20 protein-coding genes are annotated in these 21,968 nt (G+C 69.1%); 4 read left to right on the top strand and 16 right to left on the bottom strand.

The genetic code is table 11. The annotated features are described in order from the left end of the window. Positions 1-20: 20 nt before the first annotated feature. From kdpB to C7416_RS29085, 4 genes are read right to left on the bottom strand one after another with little or no spacing between them, the layout of a single operon-like run. A complete protein-coding gene (gene kdpB, locus C7416_RS05450) occupies positions 21-2,219 on the bottom strand; it encodes a potassium-transporting ATPase subunit KdpB (protein ID WP_373424961.1) in 2,199 nt (732 codons plus the stop codon). Between the two features lie 40 nt (positions 2,220-2,259). Next, positions 2,260-4,089 (bottom strand): potassium-transporting ATPase subunit KdpA, encoded by a 1,830-nt coding sequence (gene kdpA, locus C7416_RS05445; RefSeq protein ID WP_111517533.1) that lies wholly within the window; start codon positions 4,087-4,089, stop codon positions 2,260-2,262. Next, positions 4,089-4,178 carry a potassium-transporting ATPase subunit F gene (locus C7416_RS05440; RefSeq protein WP_111517532.1) on the bottom strand — a complete coding sequence of 30 codons (90 nt, stop codon included), beginning with the start codon at positions 4,176-4,178 and terminating at the stop codon, positions 4,089-4,091. The genes kdpA and C7416_RS05440 overlap by 1 nt, the downstream gene beginning before the upstream one ends. Then, positions 4,178-4,327, bottom strand: coding sequence for a hypothetical protein (locus tag C7416_RS29085; RefSeq protein WP_181461154.1), 150 nt, complete (start codon positions 4,325-4,327; stop codon positions 4,178-4,180). Before C7416_RS29085 ends, C7416_RS05440 begins: the two co-directional genes overlap by 1 nt. A 450-nt stretch (positions 4,328-4,777) precedes the next feature. Between C7416_RS29085 and rpsU the strand changes: the two genes are divergently transcribed. The 4 genes from rpsU (at position 4,778) to C7416_RS05420 (ending at position 7,336) form a co-directional block, all read left to right on the top strand. Then, entirely contained in the window at positions 4,778-4,990 is a 213-nt protein-coding gene (gene rpsU / locus C7416_RS05435; RefSeq protein ID WP_010814647.1) for a 30S ribosomal protein S21, read from the top strand. Positions 4,991-5,169: 179 nt separating this feature from the next. Beyond that, positions 5,170-6,081 (top strand): nodulation factor ABC transporter ATP-binding protein NodI, encoded by a 912-nt coding sequence (gene nodI, locus C7416_RS05430; protein WP_111517531.1) that lies wholly within the window; start codon positions 5,170-5,172, stop codon positions 6,079-6,081. Between the two features lie 13 nt (positions 6,082-6,094). After that, complete coding sequence (locus C7416_RS05425) at positions 6,095-6,946, top strand: ABC transporter permease (protein WP_111517530.1); 852 nt, start codon at positions 6,095-6,097, stop codon at positions 6,944-6,946. A gap of 39 nt (positions 6,947-6,985) precedes the next feature. Beyond that, on the top strand, positions 6,986-7,336 hold the full coding sequence (locus C7416_RS05420; protein WP_111517529.1) for a hypothetical protein: 351 nt from the start codon (positions 6,986-6,988) through the stop codon (positions 7,334-7,336). A 4-nt stretch (positions 7,337-7,340) separates the two neighbouring features. Here the strand turns inward: C7416_RS05420 and C7416_RS05415 are convergent, their stop codons facing one another. The 12 genes from C7416_RS05415 to C7416_RS05360 all read right to left on the bottom strand — a co-directional run bounded on the left by C7416_RS05415 (position 7,341) and on the right by C7416_RS05360 (position 21,953). Continuing rightward, positions 7,341-8,546, bottom strand: a complete 1,206-nt coding sequence (locus C7416_RS05415; protein WP_111518064.1) for an O-succinylhomoserine sulfhydrylase — start codon at positions 8,544-8,546, stop codon at positions 7,341-7,343. A gap of 350 nt (positions 8,547-8,896) precedes the next feature. Next, entirely contained in the window at positions 8,897-10,426 is a 1,530-nt protein-coding gene (gene purF, locus C7416_RS05410; RefSeq protein ID WP_111517528.1) for an amidophosphoribosyltransferase, read from the bottom strand. Positions 10,427-10,529: 103 nt separating this feature from the next. After that, positions 10,530-11,027, bottom strand: a complete 498-nt coding sequence (locus C7416_RS05405) for a CvpA family protein (RefSeq protein ID WP_111517527.1) — start codon at positions 11,025-11,027, stop codon at positions 10,530-10,532. A gap of 40 nt (positions 11,028-11,067) precedes the next feature. Beyond that, positions 11,068-11,799 (bottom strand): SPOR domain-containing protein, encoded by a 732-nt coding sequence (locus C7416_RS05400; RefSeq protein WP_111517526.1) that lies wholly within the window; start codon positions 11,797-11,799, stop codon positions 11,068-11,070. A 117-nt stretch (positions 11,800-11,916) separates the two neighbouring features. Continuing rightward, positions 11,917-13,227, bottom strand: a complete 1,311-nt coding sequence (gene folC, locus C7416_RS05395; protein ID WP_111517525.1) for a bifunctional tetrahydrofolate synthase/dihydrofolate synthase — start codon at positions 13,225-13,227, stop codon at positions 11,917-11,919. 147 nt (positions 13,228-13,374) lie between these two features. Next, the gene (accD, locus tag C7416_RS05390; RefSeq protein WP_018005191.1) at positions 13,375-14,247 is read right to left on the bottom strand and encodes an acetyl-CoA carboxylase, carboxyltransferase subunit beta; all 873 of its coding nucleotides are present in this window, start codon (positions 14,245-14,247) and stop codon (positions 13,375-13,377) included. A 180-nt stretch (positions 14,248-14,427) separates the two neighbouring features. Continuing rightward, entirely contained in the window at positions 14,428-15,225 is a 798-nt protein-coding gene (trpA, locus tag C7416_RS05385) for a tryptophan synthase subunit alpha (protein ID WP_111517524.1), read from the bottom strand. Position 15,226: 1 nt separating this feature from the next. Then, positions 15,227-16,156 carry a DNA-methyltransferase gene (locus tag C7416_RS05380; RefSeq protein WP_111517523.1) on the bottom strand — a complete coding sequence of 310 codons (930 nt, stop codon included), beginning with the start codon at positions 16,154-16,156 and terminating at the stop codon, positions 15,227-15,229. Next, positions 16,156-17,349 carry a tryptophan synthase subunit beta gene (gene trpB, locus C7416_RS05375; RefSeq protein ID WP_111517522.1) on the bottom strand — a complete coding sequence of 398 codons (1,194 nt, stop codon included), beginning with the start codon at positions 17,347-17,349 and terminating at the stop codon, positions 16,156-16,158. The genes C7416_RS05380 and trpB overlap by 1 nt, the downstream gene beginning before the upstream one ends. Positions 17,350-17,473: 124 nt before the next feature. Continuing rightward, positions 17,474-18,196 (bottom strand): phosphoribosylanthranilate isomerase, encoded by a 723-nt coding sequence (locus C7416_RS05370; protein WP_111517521.1) that lies wholly within the window; start codon positions 18,194-18,196, stop codon positions 17,474-17,476. After that, on the bottom strand, positions 18,183-19,001 hold the full coding sequence (gene truA / locus C7416_RS05365) for a tRNA pseudouridine(38-40) synthase TruA (protein ID WP_111517520.1): 819 nt from the start codon (positions 18,999-19,001) through the stop codon (positions 18,183-18,185). The genes C7416_RS05370 and truA overlap by 14 nt, the downstream gene beginning before the upstream one ends. 126 nt (positions 19,002-19,127) lie before the next feature. Continuing rightward, positions 19,128-21,953 (bottom strand): motility hub landmark protein FimV, encoded by a 2,826-nt coding sequence (locus tag C7416_RS05360; protein ID WP_111517519.1) that lies wholly within the window; start codon positions 21,951-21,953, stop codon positions 19,128-19,130. Between the last annotated feature and the right edge of the window lie 15 nt (positions 21,954-21,968).

Raw genomic sequence — 21,968 nt, 5'->3', positions numbered from 1 at the left:
TGTTTTGAGGTCGGGTCGGATCAGGCCCAGCCCATCGCGGCCAGGCCCAGGTCGATCAGCTTGATGCCGGCAAACGGCACCGCGATGCCGCCCAGCCCGTACACCAGCAGGTTGCGGCGCAGCAGCGCGGCGGCGCCGAGCGCGCGGTAGCGCACGCCACGCAGCGCCAGCGGGATCAGTACCACGATGATCAGCGCGTTGAAGATCACCGCCGACAGGATCGCCGATGCCGGCGTGGCCAGCCCCATCACGTTGAGCAGGCCGAGCTGCGGATAGGTGGTGGCAAAGGCCGCGGGAATGATCGCGAAATACTTGGCCAGGTCGTTGGCTACGCTGAAAGTGGTGAGCGCGCCGCGGGTCATCAGCATCTGCTTGCCGATGCCGACGATCTCGATCAGCTTGGTCGGGTTGCTGTCGAGGTCGACCATGTTGCCGGCCTCGCGCGCGGCCTGCGTGCCGCTGTTCATGGCGACCGCGACGTCGGCCTGCGCCAGCGCCGGGGCGTCGTTGGTGCCGTCGCCGGTCATCGCCACCAGCCGCCCTTCGGCCTGGTACTGGCGGATCAGCGCGAGCTTGGCTTCGGGCGTGGCCTCGGCGAGGAAGTCGTCGACGCCCGCCTCGGCGGCGATCGCGGCGGCGGTCAGCCGGTTGTCGCCGGTAATCATCACGGTGCGGATGCCCATGCGGCGCAGTTCGCCGAAGCGCTCGCGGATGCCGCGCTTGACCGTGTCCTTCAGCTCGACCACGCCCAGCACGCGCACCTCGGTCCCGGCCAGCTCGGCCACCACCAGCGGCGTGCTGCCGGCCCGCGCCACGTCCTCGACCGCGCGCGTGACCGCATCCGGGAACTTGCCCGCATGCTCGGCCACGTAGCGGCGCACGGCATCGGCCGCGCCCTTGCGCACGCTGCGCCGCGACGCGCCGTCGTCGAGGTCGACGCCGCTCATGCGCGTCTGCGCGCTGAACGGCACGAACACCGGCCGTGCCGCACCCATGCCCGGGGCGTCGGCGCCGGCCTGCTGGCGCGCCAGCGCCACGATGCTGCGGCCCTCGGGGGTTTCATCGGCGAGCGACGACAGCCACGCGGCGGCCGCCAGCTGGCGTTCGCTCACACCGGGCGCCGGCAGCATCCGTGCGGCCTGGCGGTTGCCGAGCGTGATCGTGCCGGTCTTGTCGAGCAGCAGCACGTCGACGTCGCCGGCCGCTTCCACCGCGCGGCCCGAGGTCGCGATCACGTTGGCCGCCATCATGCGGCTCATGCCGGCCACGCCGATCGCCGACAGCAGCCCGCCGATGGTGGTCGGGATCAGGCACACCAGCAGCGCCACCAGCACCGTCACGGTGACCGGCAGCCCCGCGCCCGTCGCCAGCACGCTGTAGGCGGAGAACGGCAGCAGCGTGGCCGTGGCCAGCAGCAGCACCATCGACAGCCCGACCAGCAGGATGGTCAGCGCCAGCTCGTTGGGGGTCTTCTGGCGCCGCGCGCCTTCGACCATCGAGATCATCCGGTCGATAAAGCTCTCGCCGGGATTGGTGGTGATGCGCACCACGATCCAGTCGGACAGCACGCGGGTGCCGCCGGTGACGGACGAGAAATCGCCGCCGGATTCGCGGATCACCGGCGCCGACTCGCCCGTGATGGCGCTTTCGTCGACCGAGGCCACGCCCTCGATGACCTCGCCGTCGCCGGGGATCATGTCGCCGGCCTCGGCCAGCACCACGTCGCCGCGGCGCAGCGTGGTGGCCGGGCGCACCTGCATGGCACCGTCGCGGCGGCCCTCGGCCAGCACGCGCGCGCTTGCGGTGCGCTTGAGTCCGCGCAGCGACGCGGCCTGCTGGCGGCTGCGCCCTTCGGCCAGGGCCTCGGCAAAGTTGGCAAACAGCACGGTGACCCACAGCCAGATCGTGACCGCGACGATAAAGCCGGTGCTTTCGGTGGCATGCGGCGGCGGCGCGACCAGCGCGCGCAGCGCCAGCAGCGTGGTCAGCACGGCGCCGGCATAGACCACGAACATCACCGGGTTGCGCAGCTGCTCGCGCGGCGACAGCTTGCGCAGCGCCGCGAGCAGCGCCGGGCGCACCAGCTCGGGCGACAGCAGGCCGCGCGGCGCGCGCGACGGATCATGCGCGGCATCGTGGGCTGGATCGTGGGCGGCGCCGTCCTCGGCGCGCTCCGGGGCGGCCTGGGGCCGCGTGGTCAGGGTATCGGGTTGCATCATGGATACAGGTTCGCGAGTGGCGATTCGTCAGGACTGGCGATCAGCGCGCGGCGCCCGCCAGCACGCCCTGCAGGTGTTCGGCGACCGGGCCCAGCGCCAGCGCCGGGACATAGGTCAGCGCGCCCACCATCAGCACGGCGCCGGCCAGCAGCACCACGAACAGCGCGCCGTGCGTGGGCATGGTGCCGCCGGTGGCCGGCAGCTTCGGCTTGGCCGCCAGCGACCCCGCCAGCGCCAGCACCGGGATCACGATCCAGAAGCGGCCAAACCACATCGCCGCGGCCAGCAGCGTGTTGTAGAACGGGGTGTTAGCGGACAGGCCCGCGAATGCGCTGCCGTTGTTGTTGGCGGCCGAAGACAGCGCGTAGAGAATCTCGGAAAAGCCGTGCGCGCCCGGGTTGAGCACGCCCGCGCGCCCCGCGCCTGCCATCACCGCCACCGCCGTGCCCAGCAGCACCAGCAGCGGCGTGACCAGGATCACGATCACGGTCATCTTCATCTCGAAGGCCTCGATCTTCTTGCCGAGGTATTCCGGCGTGCGCCCGATCATCAGGCCGGCGATGAACACCGCAAGCACCGCATAGACCAGCATGCCGTACAGGCCGGAGCCGACCCCGCCGAACACCACCTCGCCCAGCTGCATCAGCAGCATCGGCACCATGCCGCCCAGCGCGGTGAAGGAATCGTGCATGGCATTGACCGCGCCGCACGACGCCGCCGTGGTGATGGCCGCGAACAGCGCGGAGGCGGCCACGCCGAAGCGCGTCTCCTTGCCTTCCATATTGCCGCCCGCCTGCAGCGCAGTGCCCGCGTGATCCAGCGGCAGCGCTGACAGCACCGTCCCGGCGCGCTGCTCGGCGAGCGCGGCCAGGCACGCCATGGCCACGAACAGCAGCGTCATCGCCGCCAGCACCGCCACGCCCTGGCGCCGGTCCCGCACCATCTCGCCGAAGGTGAAGCACAGCGCGGCGGGGATCAGGAAGATCGCCAGCATCTCGATCATGTTGGACAGCGCGGTCGGGTTCTCGTACGGATGCGCCGAGTTGGCGTTGAAGAAGCCACCGCCGTTGGTGCCCAGCATCTTGATCGCTTCCTGCGACGCCACCGGCCCCATCGGCAACGTCTGCGTGTGCGCCGTGGCCGCACGGGTCAGCGGCTGGCCTTGCGCATCGGCGACCGGATTGCCGGCGGCGTCCGTGACCGGCTGGCTGTAGGCCACCGGTCGCAGCAGCGCGGCATCGCGATAGCCGCTGAAGTTCTGGATCACGCCCTGGCTCGCCAGCGCCAGCGCAATCACCGATGCCAGCGGCACCAGCACGTACAGCGTGATGCGCGTCAGGTCGACCCAGAAGTTGCCGATGCCGCCCGCGCGCTGGCGCGCGAAGCCGCGGATCAGCGCGAACACCACGGCGATGCCGGTGGCCGCCGAGACAAAGTTCTGCACCGTCAGCGCCAGCATCTGCGTCAGGTAGCTCATGGTCGATTCGCCGGCATAGCCCTGCCAGTTGGTATTGGCGACGAAGCTCACCGCGGTGTTGAAGGCCGAATCCGGCGACACCGCGCCGAAACCCTGCGGGTTCAGCGGCAGCCAGCCCTGCAGGCGCTGCAGCGCATAGACCGCTACCGCGCCGAGCAGGTTGAAGGCCAGCACGGCCAGCGCATAGCGCCGCCAGCCCATCTGCGCGCCGCCCCGCTCGCCGCCATGCACACCGGCGAGCCGGTACAGCGCGCGCTCGAGCGGCCGGCCCCAGCCGGTCAGGCGATAGTGCTCGTCTTCGACCGCGCGGCGCAGGTAGCGGCCCAGCAATGGGGCCAGGGCCAGCAGGATGGCCAGGTACAGGGCCAGCAGGCCCGGGAAATCGGTCGGCATCAGAACTTCTCCGGACGGCACAGCGCAATCAGCAGGTAGAGGAAGATGGCCACGGCAAGCACGCCGGCCAGCAGTTCGGTCCAGTCCATCAGCGGTCTCCGCCGGTGGCGGCGTCCGGCTGCGGCCGCTCCGCGGCGGATACCGGCCGCGCCGGGCCGCACAGCCATGCGCACAGCGCGACCAGGGCGACGCTTGCGGCGCCGAAGGCAATCAGAACGAGCAGGAACATCGCATCCATGACGAGCAGAATCGTGAGTGGCACACGTCACCCAGATTAGGGATGCGGGGATAAAAACGGGGTAGAAAGGCCCGCGCCGGCTATAAAAACGGTATAAAGACGGCTCGCGGACGGCCGCAGACGCCGCGGCGCGCTTGAAGTGGCCCGGGGATAACTTCAGGCCGACCACCGCGCGTACGTTGCACTGCATTCTTGACAGCGCCGTCGTATACATGCCATAGTTACGGGCGTATAGCATTCATGGAAACCGGTACTGTCAGGCTCCAGTTATGTTCGGACCTGGCGCTATCACCCCTGACACTGGTTGCACGGACTGAAACGTCCACATCTTTCAGGTTCGCGGGGGCGCACCAGGGCAACAGCCCGGCGTGCAATACCAGTCGCTCCGGCGACCGCAGTTTCCCCCCGTGTGAACCAGCCGCCCCGGCGGCAATCCCCTAAAGGACTGAATTGACTAAGATCGTCTTGAAACCCGGTGAGCCCGTTGAAGTTGCAATGCGGCGTTTCCGTCGTGCCATTCTGCAGACTGGCCTGATCGTTGAACTCAAGAGCCGTACCGCTTACGAGAAGCCGACGACCGAGCGCAAGCGCAAGAAGAAGGCCGCCGAAGCACGCCTGCGCAAGCGCCTGCGCATGCAGATGCTGCCGAAGAAGATGTACTGATTCCGGTACGCTTCGCCGCCTGGCCTCGCCAGGCAAGAAAAACCGCCAGTTCGCTGGCGGTTTTTTTTATGCCTGTGCGCCGGGGCCCGCGCCTGCTGCAGCGCGCCACCTGAGGCCGGCGCCGATGACCGGCATAATGGCGGATATTGCGCCGTTGCGGCGCCACACCGGACCCTGTCTTGACTGCCATCCTCGAGTTGCGCAAGGTGCGCAAGCAATACGGCGACACGGTCGTGGTCGACGACCTCGACCTGCAGGTTTTCCGCGGCCAGTGCTTCGGCCTGCTGGGCCCCAACGGCGCCGGCAAGACCACCACGCTGCGGCTGCTGCTGGGCCTGACCACGCCGCTGGCGGGCACGCTGACGCTGTGCGCCGAGCCCATCCCCGAGCGTGCGCCGCAGGCGCGCATGCGCGTGGGCGTGGTGCCGCAGTTCGACAATCTCGACCCCGACTTCTCGGTGATCGAGAACCTGCGCATCTTCGGCCGCTACTTCGGGCTGTCGTCGGCCGAGATCGAGCGGCGCGTGCCGAAGCTGCTGGAATTCGCGCGGCTCGAAAACCGCGCCGACGCGCAGGTGCGCGACCTCTCCGGCGGCATGCGCCGGCGCCTGACCGTGGCGCGCGCGCTGATCAACGACCCGGACCTGCTGGTGATGGACGAGCCCACCACCGGCCTCGACCCGCAGGCGCGCCACCTGATCTGGGAGCGGCTGAAGTCGCTGATGGCCAGCGGCAAGACCATCCTGCTGACCACGCACTTCATGGAAGAAGCCGAGCGGCTGTGCAACTACCTGTGCGTGATCGACGGCGGCCGCAAGATCGCCGAAGGCAAGCCGCACGAGCTGATCGACAGCCAGATCGGCTGCGACGTGGTCGAGGTCTATGGCGATGAACTTGAGACGCTGCGCGGCACGCTGACGCCGCTGGCGCAGCGCACCGAAATGAGCGGCGAGACACTGTTCTGCTACGTGCGCGAGCCCGCCCCGCTGCTGGCGGCGCTGCACGGCAGGAGCGGCGTGCGCTACCTGCACCGCCCGGCCAACCTCGAGGACGTATTCCTCAAGCTGACCGGCCGCGAGATGCGGGACTGAACCAAGGGACGACATGAGCGAACAGGACCCCCGCGCGGACGCCACCGATGCCTCCCCCGCCGTCGCCATGGCGGCGCGGCAGACCTATCCGCAGCCGCTGCTGCCGCGCAACCTGCGCAACTGGATGATGGTCTGGTACCGCAACTACATGGTGTGGAAGAAGCTGGCGATCCCGTCGATGATCGGCAACCTGGCCGACCCGATGATCTACCTGTTCGGCCTCGGCCTCGGGCTCGGGCTGATGGTGGGCCAGGTCGACGGGGTGTCGTATATCGCCTTCCTGGCGGCCGGCACCACCGCGTCGAGCGTGATGATGTCGGCCAGCTTCGAGTCGATGTATTCGGCGTTCTCGCGCATGCATGTGCAGCGCACCTGGGAAGCGATCATGCATGCGCCGCTGACGCTGGGCGACGTGGTGCTGGGCGAGATCGCCTGGGCCGCCAGCAAGGCGGTGCTGTCGGGGCTGGCCATCATGCTGGTGGCGGGCCTGCTCGGCTATGCGCAGATGCCGGGGGCGCTGCTGGCGCTGCCGGTGATCGTGCTGGCCGGGATCGCCTTCGCCGCGCTGGCGATGATCGTCACCGCGCTGGCGCCCAGCTACGACTTCTTCATGTTCTACCAGACCCTGGTGATGACGCCGATGCTGCTACTGTCGGGCGTGTTCTTCCCGCTGGAACAGCTGCCCGAAGGCGTGCAGGCCGCCGCCAAGGCGCTGCCGCTGGCGCACGCCGTGGCGCTGATCCGGCCGCTGATGCTGGGCCGCCCGGTCGACGGCGCCGGCCTGCACCTGGCGGTGCTGGCCGCCTATGCGGTCATTGCGCTGGTGGTGTGCCTGGTGCTGCTGCGCCGCCGGCTGCTGCGCTGACTCGGCCCCATGCCAGGCTCAACCAATACCAAGAGTTCCATGCCGTCCTTATTTCCCCGCTTGCGTGGCAACCTGCGCAACCATAGCGAAACCTGCGCCACCCTGCCGCGCATCGCCTTGATGCTGGCGGCCGCGTGCGCCGTCGCGTCGCTGTCCGGCTGCATGGTGGTCGGCGCCACCGTGGCCGTCGGCAGCGCCGCGGTGTCGACGGTAGCGACGGTGGGCTCGGCCGCGGTCAGCGTGGCCTCGACCGCGGTCGGCGCCACCTACGACGTCACCGCCGCCGGCGTGAAGGCGATGGCCGGCAGCGACGAGCCCGCGCCGCAAGCGCAGCCACCGCAAGCGCCAGTCCTGCAAGAACCGGCCCCGGTGGTCGCGGCAAGCGAGTAGCGCCTCAGTCGCCCAGGCCGCGCAGCAGGTCGGCCTTCAGGTCTTCGACCGACTCCAGCCCCACCGCCAGGCGGATCAGCCCTTCGCCGACGCCCGCGGCCGCCTTGGCCTCGGGGCTGACGCGCGCATGCGTGGTGGTGTACGGGTGCGTGATGGTGGTGCGGGTGTCGCCCAGGTTGCCGGTGATCGAGCATAGCCGGGTGTTGTCGATCACGCGCCAGGCATTGGCGCGCTGCTGCTCGGGCGTGGCGCCCTTGAGCTCGAACGACACGATCGCGCCGCCGCCGCTTTGCTGGCGCATGGCGATCTGGTGCTGCGGGTGCGACGCCAGCGCCGGGTGGAACACGCGCGCCACCGCCGGATGCGCTTCCAGGAACTGCGCCAGCGCCAGCGCGCTGGCCGAATGACGCTCCATGCGGATCGCCAGTGTCTCCATGCCCTTGAGCAGCACCCATGCATTGAATGCCGACAGCGTCGGCCCGGCGGTGCGCACGAACGGGAATACCTTGCCCATGATGAAGTCGTGCGTGCCCAGCACCGCGCCGCCCAGCACGCGGCCCTGGCCGTCGATATGCTTGGTGGCGGAGTGCACCACGATGTCGGCGCCGAACTTCATCGGCTGCTGCAGCGCGGGCGAGCAGAAGCAGTTGTCGACCACCAGCAGTGCGTTGGCGTCGTGGGCGATATCCGCCACCGCCGCGATGTCGGCCACCTCGGTGAGCGGGTTCGACGGCGTCTCCAGGAAGAACAGCCTGGTATTCGGCCGCACCGCCGCGCGCCACGCCTGCAGGTCGGTCGGATCGACAAAGGTGGTCTCGACCCCGAACTTGCCGAAGATATTATTGAACAGCGTCATGGTCGAGCCGAAGATCGCGCGCGAGCTGACCAGGTGGTCGCCGGCCTGCATCGACGACAGCACCACCGACAGGATCGCGCTCATGCCCGAGGCCGTCGCCATGCAGGCCTGCGCCCCTTCCAGCGCGGCCAGCCGCGACTGGAACATCGACACGGTCGGGTTGGTGAAGCGCGAATAGGTGTAGCCCTCTTCCGAGTTGGCAAAGCGCTCGGCGGCCTCGGCGGCGCTGTTGAAGCAGAAGCTCGAGGTCAGGTACATGGCCTCGGAGTGCTCCATGAACTCGCTGCGCAGCGTGCCGGCGCGCACGCCGAGGGTATCGATGCCAAGCGAATCGGGATTGAGCGGTTGGTTCATGCTGTTGGCGCGGTCGTACCCGCGCGAATGCGATGGTTGCGACAAGCTGCGCGCCGCCCGGCGGACGGCGCGCGGCCATGAAAAAAGCCCGTGCGATCGGATGGTCGGATCGACGGGCTTGCTGTCCTGCGTGTGCGTATGCGTATGGCCTTGGGCTTCAGGCTGTGGCGGCCGGCTTCCGGGCCTGGCCGCGCCGGCAAGGCGCTGCGCAGCGGGAATCGTTGCTGGCCACCATCTCTTTAGCTGTTTCGGGCTGTACCCGCGTCCGCAAGCTGACTGTCAAATCGACGCCCGGCCATGTTACGGCCGGGCATCGCATTCGTCAACGCGCGCCAACGCGGTGGCGAAGCTTACTCGTTGCCGCCGGAGCGCTGCAGGTGCAGTTGCGAGCGCTCGGTGTCCCCGCCGGTGCCGTCGCGGTCGGCCTGGCTGCGCGCGGTTTCCAGGCGGTCCAGGTAGGCCTCGTCGATATCGCCGGTGATGTAGCGGCCGTCGAAGCACGACGCGTCGAAGTCCTTCAACGCGGGGTTGATGTCGCGCACCGCCTGCTTCATCGCTTCCACGTCCTGGTACACCAGCTTGTCAGCGCCGATGATCTTCGCGATCTCTTCGTGCGTGCGGCCATGCGCCACCAGTTCGCTGCGGGTCGGCATGTCGATGCCGTACACGTTGGGGAACTTCACCGGCGGCGCGGCCGAGGCGAAGATCACCTTGTTGGCGCCGGCGTCGCGCGCCATCTGCACGATCTCGAACGAGGTGGTGCCGCGCACGATCGAGTCGTCGACGATCAGCACGTTCTTGCCCTTGAACTCCACGCCCATGGCATTGAGCTTCTGGCGCACCGACTTCTTGCGCACCGCCTGGCCCGGCATGATGAAGGTGCGGCCGACGTAGCGGTTCTTGAAGAAGCCTTCGCGGTAATTGACGCCCAGGCGGTTGGCCACCTGCATCGCGGCCGGACGACTGCTGTCCGGGATCGGCATGACCACGTCGATATCGCCGGCCGACACTTCCTGGCGGATCTTCTCGGCCAGGTAGTCGCCCATGCGCAGGCGCGCGTCATAGACCGGCACGCCGTCGATGCACGAATCCGGGCGGGCCAGGTAGACGTACTCGAAGATGCAGGGCGTCAGCACCGGGTTGTCGGCGCACTGCTTGCTATGGAGCTTGCCGTCGAGGTCGATGAAGATCGCCTCGCCCGCTGCCACGTCGCGCTCGAACTTGTAGCCGATGCCTTCCAGCGCCACGGACTCGGACGCCACCATCCATTCCTTGCCGGTGGGGGTCTCGACGCTGCCCAGGCACAGCGGGCGGATGCCGAACGGGTCGCGCACGGCCAGCATGCCGTAGCCGGCGATCTGCGCCGCGATCGCGTACGAGCCGCGCACGCGCCGGTGCATGCCCGCGACGGCCTTGAAGATCATTTCCGGATCGAGCGCCATGCCGTTGCTGGCGCGCTGCAGCTCGTCGGCCAGCACGTTCAGCAGCACTTCGGTATCCGAGTGCGTGTTGATGTGGCGGCGGTCGCGGCGGAACATTTCCTCGCGCAGCTGCTGCCAGTTGGTCAGGTTGCCGTTATGCGCCAGGATGATGCCGTAGGGGGCGTTGACGTAGAACGGCTGCGCCTCTTCCTCGCTCGACGCCGAGCCGGCGGTCGGGTAGCGCACCTGGCCGATGCCCGCCGTGCCCGGCAGGCCGCGCATGTTGCGGGTGCGGAAGACATCGCGCACCAGGCCGTTGGCCTTGTGCATGTGGAAGGTACTGCCGTTGGCGGTGGCGATGCCGGCAGCATCCTGTCCGCGGTGTTGCAACAACAGCAGGCTGTCGTAAATCAGTTGGTTGACGGGCGTGGATGACACCACACCGACGATACCGCACATGCCAAGCTCCCAGGAAAGGCTTTGATTCAGGGGGCGCAGCCCGGCCCGGGATCCTCCGGGCCCGAAGGCCTGCGTTACTACCAGCCGCGCGACGTGCCCGGCCTTATGTCTTCACGTACTTCGCCAGCTCCGGCGGCAGCCATGGCTTGATCGATTCCATGGCCTGCATCACATACGGGCGGCTTACCGCATCGCGCCAGAACGGTTCTTCCGGCAATTTCGTCAGGCTGGCCAGCGTCACCATCACCATCACCAGCAGCACGCCGCGCAGCAGGCCGAACACCAGTCCCAGGCCGCGGTCGGCGGGCTTGAGGCCGGTGCTCTCCAGCAATTGGCCGACCACCATGCCGGCCAGTGAGGCCCCCACCACCGTGCCGATCAGCAGCACCACGAAGCCCAGCGCATGGCGGGCCAGTTCGCCGCCCGGCAGCGACTCGGGCATCCAGCCCGCGGCCACCGCGCCGTAGCGGAATGCCACCCAGAACGCCACCACCCAGCCGATCAGCGACAGCACCTCGCGCACCAGCCCCCGCAGCACGCCCAGCAGGCCCGAGGCCAGCAGGATGAAGACCACGGCATAGTCGAAGAAAGTCGGCTGCATCGTTGCTGGCGGCCGCGCACATGCGCCGGCCGCGGCGCCCTTACTGTTCCACGACCTTCGAGGTCAGCCCCACGGCGCGCACGCGCTTGTCGGCGGCATCGGCGGCGTCGCGGTCGTTGAAGGGACCGGCACGCAGCAGGATGCGCTCGCCATCGGCCAGCACCTTCTTTTCGACATAGGCCGGCACCTTGCTCGCCTTGAGCTTGGCCAGCCAGCCCCTGGCGCGCTCTTCCGAAGAAAACGCGCCGATCAGGATCAGGTACTTGCCGCTGCCGGTCTTGGCTTCGGCCTTGGTTTCGGGCTTCGGCTCGGCCTTGGCCTCGGTACGCTGCGCCGGCTTGTCGGCGGCAACCGCCGCGGCCTTCGGCGCATTGACGATTTCCTCGCCGGCATCCAGCGCCGCGGCATCGTTGCGCGAGGCCGGCGCGGGCGGCAGCGGATCGGCCTTGCGCGGCTCGACGCGCGGCTTCTGCGAGCTGGTGACGCCATTGGCGACCTTGACCGAGACATCGTCGGACACCGGCCGCGGCTTGGTCTCGAATACGATCGGCAGCACGATCACGGCGGCCACCATCAGCACCACGGCGCCGATCAGACGGCGGCGCGCGCGCTGCTTCTGCGGGAATTCAGGGTCCAGCGTGTCGTCGGCATACTCGTCGGCCAGGCGGCGCGACGAGGCGATGCCCGCACCCGTATCGGCGCGCTGGCGCCGGGCACGCTCGGGTGCCGGGTCATTGCCCTTGCGGGAGGAAAACAGCGAAAGCAGGCCCATAGATTGGTTCGGTGATACGCGGTGATAAGGCCCGGTGGGCCGCTCGTTGCGTTTGCCGCTCAGTGATCGGCCAAGGCCGCCGGGGTTGCCAGCACAGCGCGCGCCGGGACGCCCGCTTCAGTTAGCCTGCGTGGCACGGTAGGCCATCACGCCGGCGACGGTATAGAACGATCCGAAGACCAGAATTCTATCATTCTCGGTGGCACGCTCGATGGCGTCGCGGAATGCCGCCTCGGGGCTGGAAAAGCAGGCCGCGGTCGCATCCGGGCCGGGCTGGAAGCCCCCTGCTTCGAGCTTGTCGAGCAGGTCCGCGGCGCTGGCCGCGCGCTCGGTCGGCAGGTCGCACAGGCACCAGTGGTCGACCTTGTCGGCCACATGCTGCAGCACCCCGGCGATGTCCTTGTCCTGCATCGCGCCGAACACCGCATAGGTGTAGCGGAAGAAGCCCATGTTCTCGAGATTCTGCCCCAACGTCGCCGCCGCATGCGGATTGTGCGCCACATCGAGGATCACGGCCGGACGGCCCGGCAGCACCTGGAACCGGCCCGGCAGCTCGACGAAGGCCAGGCCGTTGCGCACTTCCTGCGCGCTCACCGGGAGGCGCTCGCGCAGCGCCTGCAGCGCCGCCAGCGCGGCGGATGCATTCAGCAGCTGGTTGGCGCCGCGCAGCGCCGGATAGCCCAGGCCGTTGAGCTTGCGCCCGCCGCCGCTCCAGTCCCATTGCTGGCGCTCCTGGCCCCTGGCGGCCTGGAAGTGGTAGTCGCGCCCCACCAGCCACAGCTCGGCGCCGACCGCTTCGGCATGCGCCAGCAGCGACTTGGGCGGCACCGGGTCGCCGCAGATTGCCGGCACGCCCGGGCGGAAGATGCCGGCCTTCTCGAAGCCGATTTCCTCGCGGGTGTTGCCCAGGTACTGGGTATGGTCGATGTCGACGCTGGTGATGATGGCGCAGTCGGTATCGATCACATTGGTCGCATCGAGGCGGCCGCCCAGCCCCACTTCGAGGACGATCGCGTCGAGGCCGGCCGCGGCGAAGAAATGGAGGATGGCCAGCGTGGTGAACTCGAAGTAGGTCAGGCTGACCGGGTCGGCAAAGCTGTTGCGCGCATGCTCGACCGCCTCGAAGTGCGGCAGCAGCTGCGCATCGGTGGCGATCTCGCCGTTCAGGCGCGCGCGCTCGTTGAACGAGATCAGGTGCGGCGAGGTATGGCAGCCTACCTTGTAGCCGGCTTCCAGCAGGATGCGCTCGAGCATGGCGCAGGTCGAGCCCTTGCCGTTGGTGCCGCCCACGGTGAAGACCGCGGCGTCGATGCGCAGCCCGAGGGCCTCCTTCACGCGCGTGATGCGCGTCAGGCCCATGTCGATGCCCACGGGATGGGCGGTTTCGAGATGGGCGAGCCATTCGGGGAGCGTGTGGAAGACAGGCATTTCGGGTGTGCGAGGGAAGCGTTGGAAGCGTTTGCTACCAGATTCGGGCAGGCACGCGCAAAGTCAAGGGCGCGCGCCGGCGGGCGTCCAGAAAAGGCGAAAGGCGCGTCAACCACCCGCGCCTTCGGTACCGCGATACGGGCGGCGTTATGCCACCGCGTCGGCCGGCTGCTTCTGCAGCAGCGCCAGCAGTTGCGCCAGTTCGGCGCGCATCTTGCGGCGGTCGACGATCATGTCGACGGCGCCCTTGGTCAGCAGGAATTCCGAGCGCTGGAAGCCTTCCGGCAGCTTCTCGCGCACGGTCTGCTCGATCACGCGCGGGCCGGCGAAGCCGATCAGCGCCTTGGGCTCGGCGATCACCACGTCGCCCAGGAAGGCGAACGAGGCCGACACGCCGCCCATGGTCGGGTCGGTCAGCACGCTGATGAACGGCAGTTTGGCGGCGCTCAGCTGGTTCAGCATCGCCGTGGTCTTGGCCATCTGCAGCAGCGACAGCAGGCTTTCCTGCATGCGCGCGCCGCCGGTCGCGGTAAAGCAGATGAACGGCACCTTCTGCTCGAGCGCGGCCTGCGCGCCGCGCACGAAGCGCTCGCCCACCACCGAGCCCATCGAGCCACCCATGAACTCGAACTCGAAGCAGCTCGCCACCACCGGGATGGTGTGGATGGCACCGCCCATCACCACCATGGCATCGGTCTCGCCGGTGTCGTCCATGGCGGCCTTGATGCGGTCGGGGTACTTCTTGGAATCCTTGAACTTGAGCGCGTCGACCGGCACGATCTCCTGGCCGATCTCATAGCGGCCTTCGGCGTCGAGCAGCGCGTCCAGGCGCGCGCGCGCGCTGATGCGCATATGGTGGTCGCACTTGGGGCAGACGTGCAGGTTGGCCTCGACGTCGGTCCGGTACAGGGTGGACTCGCACGACGGGCACTTGACCCACAACCCCTCGGGGATGCCCTTGCGGGTGCTGGGGTCGGTCTGTTGAATCTTGGGGGGCAGGAGTTTATCCAACCAGCTCATGAAAGCTCCTTTCGGATGACTGCGCTCCGCCGGCAGGCCCATGGTCGGGGCGCCGGTTGGCGGAAGGCAGGGAATCAACCCGCGAATTTACCATGCCGGCCCGGTGAGCTCGAAGCGCAACGCACGAATTGCGCAGGATAACGCACCTGCCGCCTCACCCGAAGCCGGCAATGGGTCACTTCAGGCGTCCAGCGCCTGGCGAATTTCGGCGATGAACGATTGCAGCGCCGCCACCGCCTGCTCGCGCGGCGTGTCTTCCAGCAACTGCACCAGGCGGCTGCCGATCACCACGGCATCGGCCACGCTGCCGATCGCACGCGCGGTCTGCGCGTCGCGGATGCCGAAGCCCACCCCCACCGGCAGGTTGGCGTGCTGCTTGATCAGCGGCAGGCGCGCCGCCACGCTGTCGAGGTCGATCGCGGCCGAGCCGGTCACGCCCTTGAGCGAGACGTAGTACAAGTAGCCGCTGGCGACGCGCGCGACCGCCTCGATGCGCGCATCGGTCGAGGTCGGCGCCAGCAGGAAGATCGGGTCCATGCCGTGGTCGCGCATCAGCCCGGCAAACGACTCGCACTCCTCGGGCGGATAGTCGACCACCAGCACGCCGTCGACGCCGGCGGCGCTGGCGGCCCTGGCGAAGGCGTCCTCGCCCATGCGCTCGATCGGGTTGGCATAGCCCATCAGCACCACCGGCGTATCCGCATTGGTCTGGCGGAACTCGCGCACCCATTGCAGCACCTGGGTCAGCGACACACCCTGCGCGAGCGCGCGCTCGGAGGCGCGCTGGATCACCGGGCCGTCGGCCATCGGGTCGGAGAACGGCACGCCCAGCTCGATCACGTCGGCGCCGCCCGCCACCAGCGCGTGCATCAGCGCCACGGTCAGGCCGGGCTCCGGATCGCCGGCGGTGATAAACGGAATCAGGCCCTTCTTCTGCTGCGCGGCCAGCGCCACGAACGTCTTCTGGATACGGGACATATCAGGGAATCAGGTGAGGCCGCGGCGCCGGCGAGACATCGTCGTTGGCGGCGGCCAGGGTTGGGGTGGCGAGGCTTGGGGCACCATCGGGCTCGATCGCGGGCATGGCCTCGGCAGCAGCGGCCACGCGCCCGCACGCCACCTGCACGTACTCGGGGTTGATCTCGTAGCCGACAAAGCGCCGGCCATGGCGCAGGCAGGCCACCGCGGTGGTGCCGCTGCCGGCGAACGGATCCAGCACCAGGCCGCCCGGCGGGCAGCTCGACAGCACCATGCGCTCGACGATCTCGAGCGGCTTCTGCGTCGGGTGGTTGGCGCGCTCCGGGTCCTGGCGGTGGATGCGCGAGACGCTCCACAGGTCCTTCGGGTTGTAGCCCACCTCCAGCCACTTCTTGCCCTCGAAGCGCGGCCGGCTGCGCGCCTTCTTGGTCTCGGGGTCGTACGGGATGCGCACCGGGTCGAGATCGAAGTAGTAGTCGCGCGCCCTGGCGAAGAAGCCGATGTTGTCGTGCACCGACGAGAACTTGCGCGTGGTGCCGCCCATGCTGGGCACACGGCGATCCCAGATGATCTCGTTGATCATGGTCAGGCGCCGCTTCAGCATTACGAACAGCTCGGGCGAGTACTGCCAGGTGCAGAACAGGTAGAGCGTGCCCCTGGGCGCGAGCTTGGGCACCACCGCGTCCATCCAGCGCTCGGACCAGTCCAGGTAGGCCTGGCCGGACAGCAGGTCGGAATCGTTGCCGTAGTCCTTGCCCAGCCCGTACGGCGGATCGGCGACGATCAGGTCGACCGAGCCGTCCGGCAGGCGCGCAATGCCGTCGAACATGTCTTCCTGGAACAGGCGCAGCGCGGCGGAGTCGGGGGCGCCGGCAGCATCCGGCGCGCCGGCGCCGCCCACGGCAAGTCCGGTCGGAGGCAGCGCGCGCATCAGAGCTTGAGCCCCGCGCGCTCGGCGACGGTGTGCATGTCCTTGTCGCCGCGGCCGGACAGGTTCACCAGCAAGAGCTTGTCCTTGGGCAGCGTCGGCGCCAGCTTGCAGGCATAGGCGATGGCGTGGCTCGATTCCAGCGCCGGGATGATGCCCTCGATGCGGCAGCAGTCGTGGAAGGCCTTGAGCGCTTCCTCGTCGGTGACCGGCACGTACTGCGCGCGGCCGCTGTCCTTGAGCCAGGCATGCTCGGGGCCGACGCCCGGGTAGTCGAGGCCGGCGGAGACCGAATGGGTCTCGATGATCTGGCCGTTGTCGTCCTGCAGCAGGTAGGTGCGGTTGCCATGCAGCACACCCGGCGTGCCGCCGGTCAGCGAGGCCGCGTGGCGGCCGGTGTCCAGTCCGTCGCCGGCGGCTTCGACGCCGATCAGCTGCACATCGTTGTGCTCGATGTACGGGTAGAAGATGCCCATGGCATTGGAGCCGCCGCCGACGCAGGCGATCACCGCATCCGGCTGGCGCCCGGTCATTTCTGGCATCTGCACCTTGGCTTCCTCGCCGATCACGCACTGGAAGTCGCGCACCATCATCGGGTACGGGTGCGGGCCGGCCACGGTGCCGATGATGTAGAAGGTGTTCTCGACGTTGGTGACCCAGTCGCGCATGGCCTCGTTGAGCGCGTCCTTGAGCGTGCGCGAGCCGCTTTCCACCGGCACCACGGTCGCGCCCAGCAGCTTCATGCGGTAGACGTTGGCGGCCTGGCGCTTGACGTCCTCGGCCCCCATATACACCACGCACTCCATGCCGAAGCGCGCGGCGATGGTGGCGGTGGCCACGCCGTGCTGCCCTGCGCCGGTCTCGGCGATCACGCGCGGCTTGCCCATGCGCTTTGCCAGCAGCGCCTGGCCGATGACGTTGTTGATCTTGTGCGCGCCGGTGTGGTTCAGGTCCTCGCGCTTGAAGTAGATCTGCGCGCCGCCGAGCGTCTCGCTCCAGCGCTGCGCGTGGTAGATCGGCGACGGGCGGCCGACGAAGTGCTTCAGCTCGCGGCGGAATTCGGCGTCGAACTCGGGATCCTTCTGGTAGTGCGCATAGGCGTCGCGCAGCTCATCGAGCGCGTGCACCAGCGTTTCGGACACGAAGGTGCCGCCATAGGGGCCGAAATGGCCGCGGGAATCGGGCAGGTCGTACATGTCTAGGCTCTTCGGAACAGCGGCCTTGCCTCAGCCGGCAAGGGCGCGTGGTTGACTGGGTGCGCGACGGCCGCCGGGAAGCGGCGGGACACGGTGGGGAACAAGGGTCGATCTTCGATCCGGCTCATCCGGCCTCGGCGCTGCGGACAGCGCGCACGAACTCGGCAATGCGGGCGTGGTCCTTCACGCCCTTGGCGGCCTCTACCCCGCTGCTGACATCGACGGCGTAGGGGCGCACGCGTTCAATCGCGCCAGCGACGTTTTGCGCGTTCAACCCACCACTCAAAACGATGCGAGGAGCGCCGCTTGCGTTCGGGTTGCCGGTTGCCATAACCGGGGGATTGGGCGGAAGCCATGCCGGAGGAATCAGGGTCCAGTCGAAGACGTGGCCGCCACCGCCATAGCCTTCGACGAAGGCATCGAGCAGCAAGGCAGCGGCATCACGGTATTGATCGGCGAATTCTACCAAATCGAGCCCCGCACGGACACGGGCGGCGCGCAGGAACGGCAACGCGCAGCGCTGGGCGGCCTGGGTGCAGAACTGCGGGGTTTCGTCACCGTGCAGCTGCAGCAGCGTCAGCGGCACCCGCTCGGCGACGTGGGCGATGTCTTCGAGGTCGGCGTTGACGAACAGGCCGGTCACCGTGACGAACGGCCCGGCGGCCTCGGCCAGCGCCGCGGCCTGCGCCACGTCGACGTAGCGCGGGCTGTTCGGGTAGAACACCAGCCCGATCGCGTCCGCGCCGGCGTCGACGGCGGCGCGGACGTCGTCCTCGCGAGTCAGGCCGCAGATCTTGATGCGGGTGCGCTGCGGCAGGTGCGCCGCACTGCCCTCAGGGTGCGTCATCGAACACTCCATGGAACAGGCTCGCGGACGGGTCGGCCGCGGGGATCGGGTAAGCATCAGGATACTTGACCCCGACCAGGTAGAGGCCATCCGGCATAAAGGTCGGCGCCGCCAGCTTGCGGTCGCGTCCGGCCAGCACCTGCGCCAGCCACTGCGGCGGGTAGCGCCCGCGCCCCACCGCCACCAGGCAGCCCATCAGGTTGCGCACCATGTGGTGCAGGAAGGCGCTGGCGCGAAAGCGCAGGAACACCCAGTTGCCGTCGTCGCGGATGGTGACGTCATACATGGTCTTGACCGGCGACTTGGCCTGGCATTCGGCAGCGCGGAACGCGGAAAAGTCGTGCTCGCCGATCAGGTGCGCCGCGGCTGCGCGCATGGCGTCCACGTCGAGCCGTTGCCCCGGCGGCAGCATCTGGTAGCCGGCGCGGCCATGCACCAGCGGCACCCGGTGCGGACCGGTGTAGAGCGCGTAGTAATACATGCGCTCGTACGCCAGGAAGCGGGCATGGAAGCCATCGTCGACCGGCAGCGCCCACTGCAGCGCGATCGACGGCGGCAGGAAGGCGTTGACGCCGCGCACCCAGGAAAAGGGCTCGCGCGCCAGTTCGGTATCCAGGTGGATCACCTGGCCCAGCGCGTGCACGCCGGTATCGGTGCGCCCCGCCACCGTGGTCGGCAGGCGCACGCCGGCAAAGCGCTCGATGGCGTCTTCGAGGTGGTCCTGGACGGTATTGCGGTGCGGCTGCGACTGCCACCCGGAAAAGGCGGCGCCGTCGTAGTGCAGGCCAAGGGCGATGCGGTTCATGTCAGGGGAAAAAGCATGGCGCGCCGGCTATGTGCGCCGAAAAAGCAAATGCGCCGGAAGGGACGCTTCCGGCGCATCGCTTCGGGCCGCGGCAGCGCATGCCGCGGCCGGACCGCCAATGATAGCTCAGGCCACTTCCAGCAGCAGCGAGCGGGCCTCGGCCTGCAGCGGGTCCTGCGACTGCTCGACCACTTCCTGCAGCAGTTCGCGCGCGCCCTCCTTGTCGCCGATCTCGATATAGGCGCGCGCCAGGTCCAGCTTGATCTGCATGTCGCGCCCGCCGTCCATGCCGTCGGTCGACAGCGTGCTCGGCGACACGCTCTGGCCCAGGCCGCCGGCAGTATCCGGCGCCACCCGCGACAGGTCGATCGGCTCGGCCAGCTTGCCGTCGCGCAGCATGGTGGTAGCGGGAAGCGGCACCGAGGCCTCGTCCAGCGCGGCGGGGACGGCGACATTGCCTTGCGGCGCGCTGCCCAGGTCCAGCGACAGCCCGGACATGTCGAACTCCAGCGGGCGGCCGCGGGTCGGCGTGTCGAGCGTCGGCACGTCGTCGTCGGCGAGCGGATCGGCGCCCGGCAGGCCCATGTCGAGGCGCACCGCCTCGCCCGGCTGCGGCGTCTCGGCGCCGAACACCATCGCCGCCGAGGCCGGCGCGACGATGGGGTCGCCGGCGGCCGGTGCCGGGAAGGCATCCAGCGGCAGCGACAGGTCGCCGAGCGACGGCTCCAGCCGCGCGATCGAGGCGGGATTCTGCGACGGATCCTGCGTGCGCCACTGGTCGGTCGCCGGCGATGCCGTGTCGGGGCCCGCCGCCTCCGGCGTCACCACCATGAACAGCGCGTTGCCGGGCTCCAGCGCGCGCCCCATTTCCGCGGCCTTAAGCCATTCCGCTCCGTGTCCGCCGGTCTGGGCGAACATTTCCTCTGCAATCACGCGGAACCCTTCCACATCCTGTCTGTTGCTGTAAATCTCCAGGAGCTTGAGCCGTACCGGCTGCTGCTCCGGGTGTTTCTCCAGGGCTTCGCGCAGGATTTCCTCTGCCTGCACATCGCGCCCGTAGGCGATATAGACCTCGGCCTCGGCGATCGGGTCGACCTCGTTGGCTTCCGGGGTGTTGTTGCCGATGCGGAAGTCGGCGCCGAACACGCTGTGCTGCGAGGTGTCGACGCTCTGGCCACCGGCGGTGCCGAACAAAGAGTTGGCGCCGGCCATCACCGTGCTCTCCTGCGACAGGATGCTGTCGCCGAAGCCGGTGGCCTCGCCCTCCTTCTGCTTCTGGCGGCGGCGATAGATCGCGTACACGCCCAGCAGCGCCACCACCAGGCCGCCGCCCGGCAGCAGCATGGGGTTGGCCAGCAGGCCATCGAGGAACGACGGCTCGGGCATCGGCTCGGGCTGCGCGACCACCGGCGGCACAGGCTTGGCCGCAGGCATCGATGCGGCGCCCTGTGTCGCGTTGGCTGCCACCTCGGCGGCAGGCTGCGAGGCGGGGGCCGCGGCCACGGCGGAGGCTGCCGCGGGCGCCACGGCGGCCGCGGCACTGGCGCCGGCCGCTGGCGCGGCAGGTGCGCTCGCTGCATTCGCCGCAGCGGCTGCGGTTGCCGCGGCCGCTGCGGTGGCCGCCACGGCGTCGGCCTTGGGCGGCTCGGCCGGCACCACGGCGGGCGCGGCGGCTGCCGCCCTGGCGGCGGCGTCGGCCTTTTCCTTGTCGGCCAGTGCCGCTTGGTTGGACTGGCTGAGCTTGGCGATCTCGGCGTTCTTCAGCTCGAGCAGCTTCTGCATGTCGCCGACATTCTTTTGCAGCTGCGCCAGGCGCGCCTCCGCTTCCTTCAGCTGGCGCTCGCGCGCGACCTCGGCTTCGGCCTTCGCCGCGGCGTCGGCCTGCGCGCCACGCGCAGCCTTGCTCAGCTTCAGCTCATCGCGCGGGCCGTCGCTCGGCGCCGCCTGCTCCTGCACGCGCGCGGTCACGTTGCCGGACTGCTGGCGGCCGCTGTCGGGTTCGACCGATTTGGCCGCGGCGGCGCTGGCCAGCCGGCTGCGGTAGGCGTCGAAGCCCTGCGTGCGTGCCACCACTTCGCGGCGCGCCGCCCTGGGCGTGACCGCCTGCGCCTGCTGCTGGGTCGGCACTTGCAGCACCGCGCCGCTACGCAGCCGGTTCATGTTGCCGCCGATAAAGGCGTTGGGATTGTTGCGATAGAGCGCCACCAGCATCTGGTCGAGCGAGACCGATTCCTGGCCCTGCACGGCTTCGCCGGCGATGCCATAGAGCGTGTCGCCGCGCTGCACGGTATAGCCACCGCCGGGGGCCATGTCGGTGCCTGCTGCCGGCGTCGCCGCGGCGCGCCGGCGCGAGGGACGGGCCGGTGCGGCCGGCCGGGCCGGCTCCGCCTCGGCACTGGGCGCGGCCTGCGCCGGCGCGGGTGGCGCGGCGGCAGGTGCCGGCGCGGCCGGTGCGTCGGGCGTGGCGGCCTGCACCACCGGTGCCGGCGAGAAAGTCTGGCTGGATGCCCTGGCCCCGGCGGGGTCGAGCAGGAAGGTGTAGGCGCGCGAGACCTTGCCGCTGGCCCAGCTCATGTCGACCAGGATATCGACGAAGGGCTCGCTGATCGGCTGGCTGGAGCGGACCCGTGCCACGTAGCTGCCATTGGCGCGGCGCTCCAGTTCCAGGCGCAGGTTGCCGACGCTCGGCAGATAGGTCAACCCCGCCGCGGCATAGGCGCCGGGCGGCGCCAGCCTGACGCTGAGCCCCGCAGCTTCTTCGGGGGTGACCCCGCTGATGTCGATCTCAGCCTGCAGCGGCTGCCCCAGATTCGACTGAACCCGCAATTGCCCGAACCCCGCGGCATACGCGGCCGGCTGCGCAAGCAGCAGGCCCAGTGCCGTGACGGCCAGCGTTGACCAGCGCTGACGGGCAGTAGGCGCATCTTTCCGGCGATGTTGGCTCACACTCACCTTGTGCTCCGTTAT

This window comes from Cupriavidus phytorum, assembly GCF_003254285.1.
GTDB lineage: Bacteria > Pseudomonadota > Gammaproteobacteria > Burkholderiales > Burkholderiaceae > Cupriavidus > Cupriavidus phytorum.
The sequence above is the reverse complement of the archived record's forward strand: the minus strand, read 5'-3'. Positions and strand labels throughout refer to the sequence as shown.

Coding starts and splice junctions, on each gene's coding strand:
- C7416_RS05415 (WP_111518064.1), bottom strand. CDS start 8,546: ATGAACCAACCGCTCAATCCCGATTCGCTTGGCATCGATACCCTCGGC.
- kdpB (WP_373424961.1), bottom strand. CDS start 2,219: ATGATGCAACCCGATACCCTGACCACGCGGCCCCAGGCCGCCCCGGAG.
- C7416_RS05380 (WP_111517523.1), bottom strand. CDS start 16,156: ATGCGCGCGCTGCCTCCGACCGGACTTGCCGTGGGCGGCGCCGGCGCG.
- C7416_RS29085 (WP_181461154.1), bottom strand. CDS start 4,327: ATGGATGCGATGTTCCTGCTCGTTCTGATTGCCTTCGGCGCCGCAAGC.
- C7416_RS05405 (WP_111517527.1), bottom strand. CDS start 11,027: ATGCAGCCGACTTTCTTCGACTATGCCGTGGTCTTCATCCTGCTGGCC.
- truA (WP_111517520.1), bottom strand. CDS start 19,001: ATGAACCGCATCGCCCTTGGCCTGCACTACGACGGCGCCGCCTTTTCC.
- C7416_RS05440 (WP_111517532.1), bottom strand. CDS start 4,178: ATGGACTGGACCGAACTGCTGGCCGGCGTGCTTGCCGTGGCCATCTTC.
- kdpA (WP_111517533.1), bottom strand. CDS start 4,089: ATGCCGACCGATTTCCCGGGCCTGCTGGCCCTGTACCTGGCCATCCTG.
- folC (WP_111517525.1), bottom strand. CDS start 13,227: ATGCCTGTCTTCCACACGCTCCCCGAATGGCTCGCCCATCTCGAAACC.
- C7416_RS05420 (WP_111517529.1), top strand. CDS start 6,986: ATGCCGTCCTTATTTCCCCGCTTGCGTGGCAACCTGCGCAACCATAGC.
- trpB (WP_111517522.1), bottom strand. CDS start 17,349: ATGTACGACCTGCCCGATTCCCGCGGCCATTTCGGCCCCTATGGCGGC.
- accD (WP_018005191.1), bottom strand. CDS start 14,247: ATGAGCTGGTTGGATAAACTCCTGCCCCCCAAGATTCAACAGACCGAC.
- purF (WP_111517528.1), bottom strand. CDS start 10,426: ATGTGCGGTATCGTCGGTGTGGTGTCATCCACGCCCGTCAACCAACTG.
- C7416_RS05400 (WP_111517526.1), bottom strand. CDS start 11,799: ATGGGCCTGCTTTCGCTGTTTTCCTCCCGCAAGGGCAATGACCCGGCA.
- C7416_RS05425 (WP_111517530.1), top strand. CDS start 6,095: ATGAGCGAACAGGACCCCCGCGCGGACGCCACCGATGCCTCCCCCGCC.
- trpA (WP_111517524.1), bottom strand. CDS start 15,225: ATGTCCCGTATCCAGAAGACGTTCGTGGCGCTGGCCGCGCAGCAGAAG.
- C7416_RS05370 (WP_111517521.1), bottom strand. CDS start 18,196: ATGACGCACCCTGAGGGCAGTGCGGCGCACCTGCCGCAGCGCACCCGC.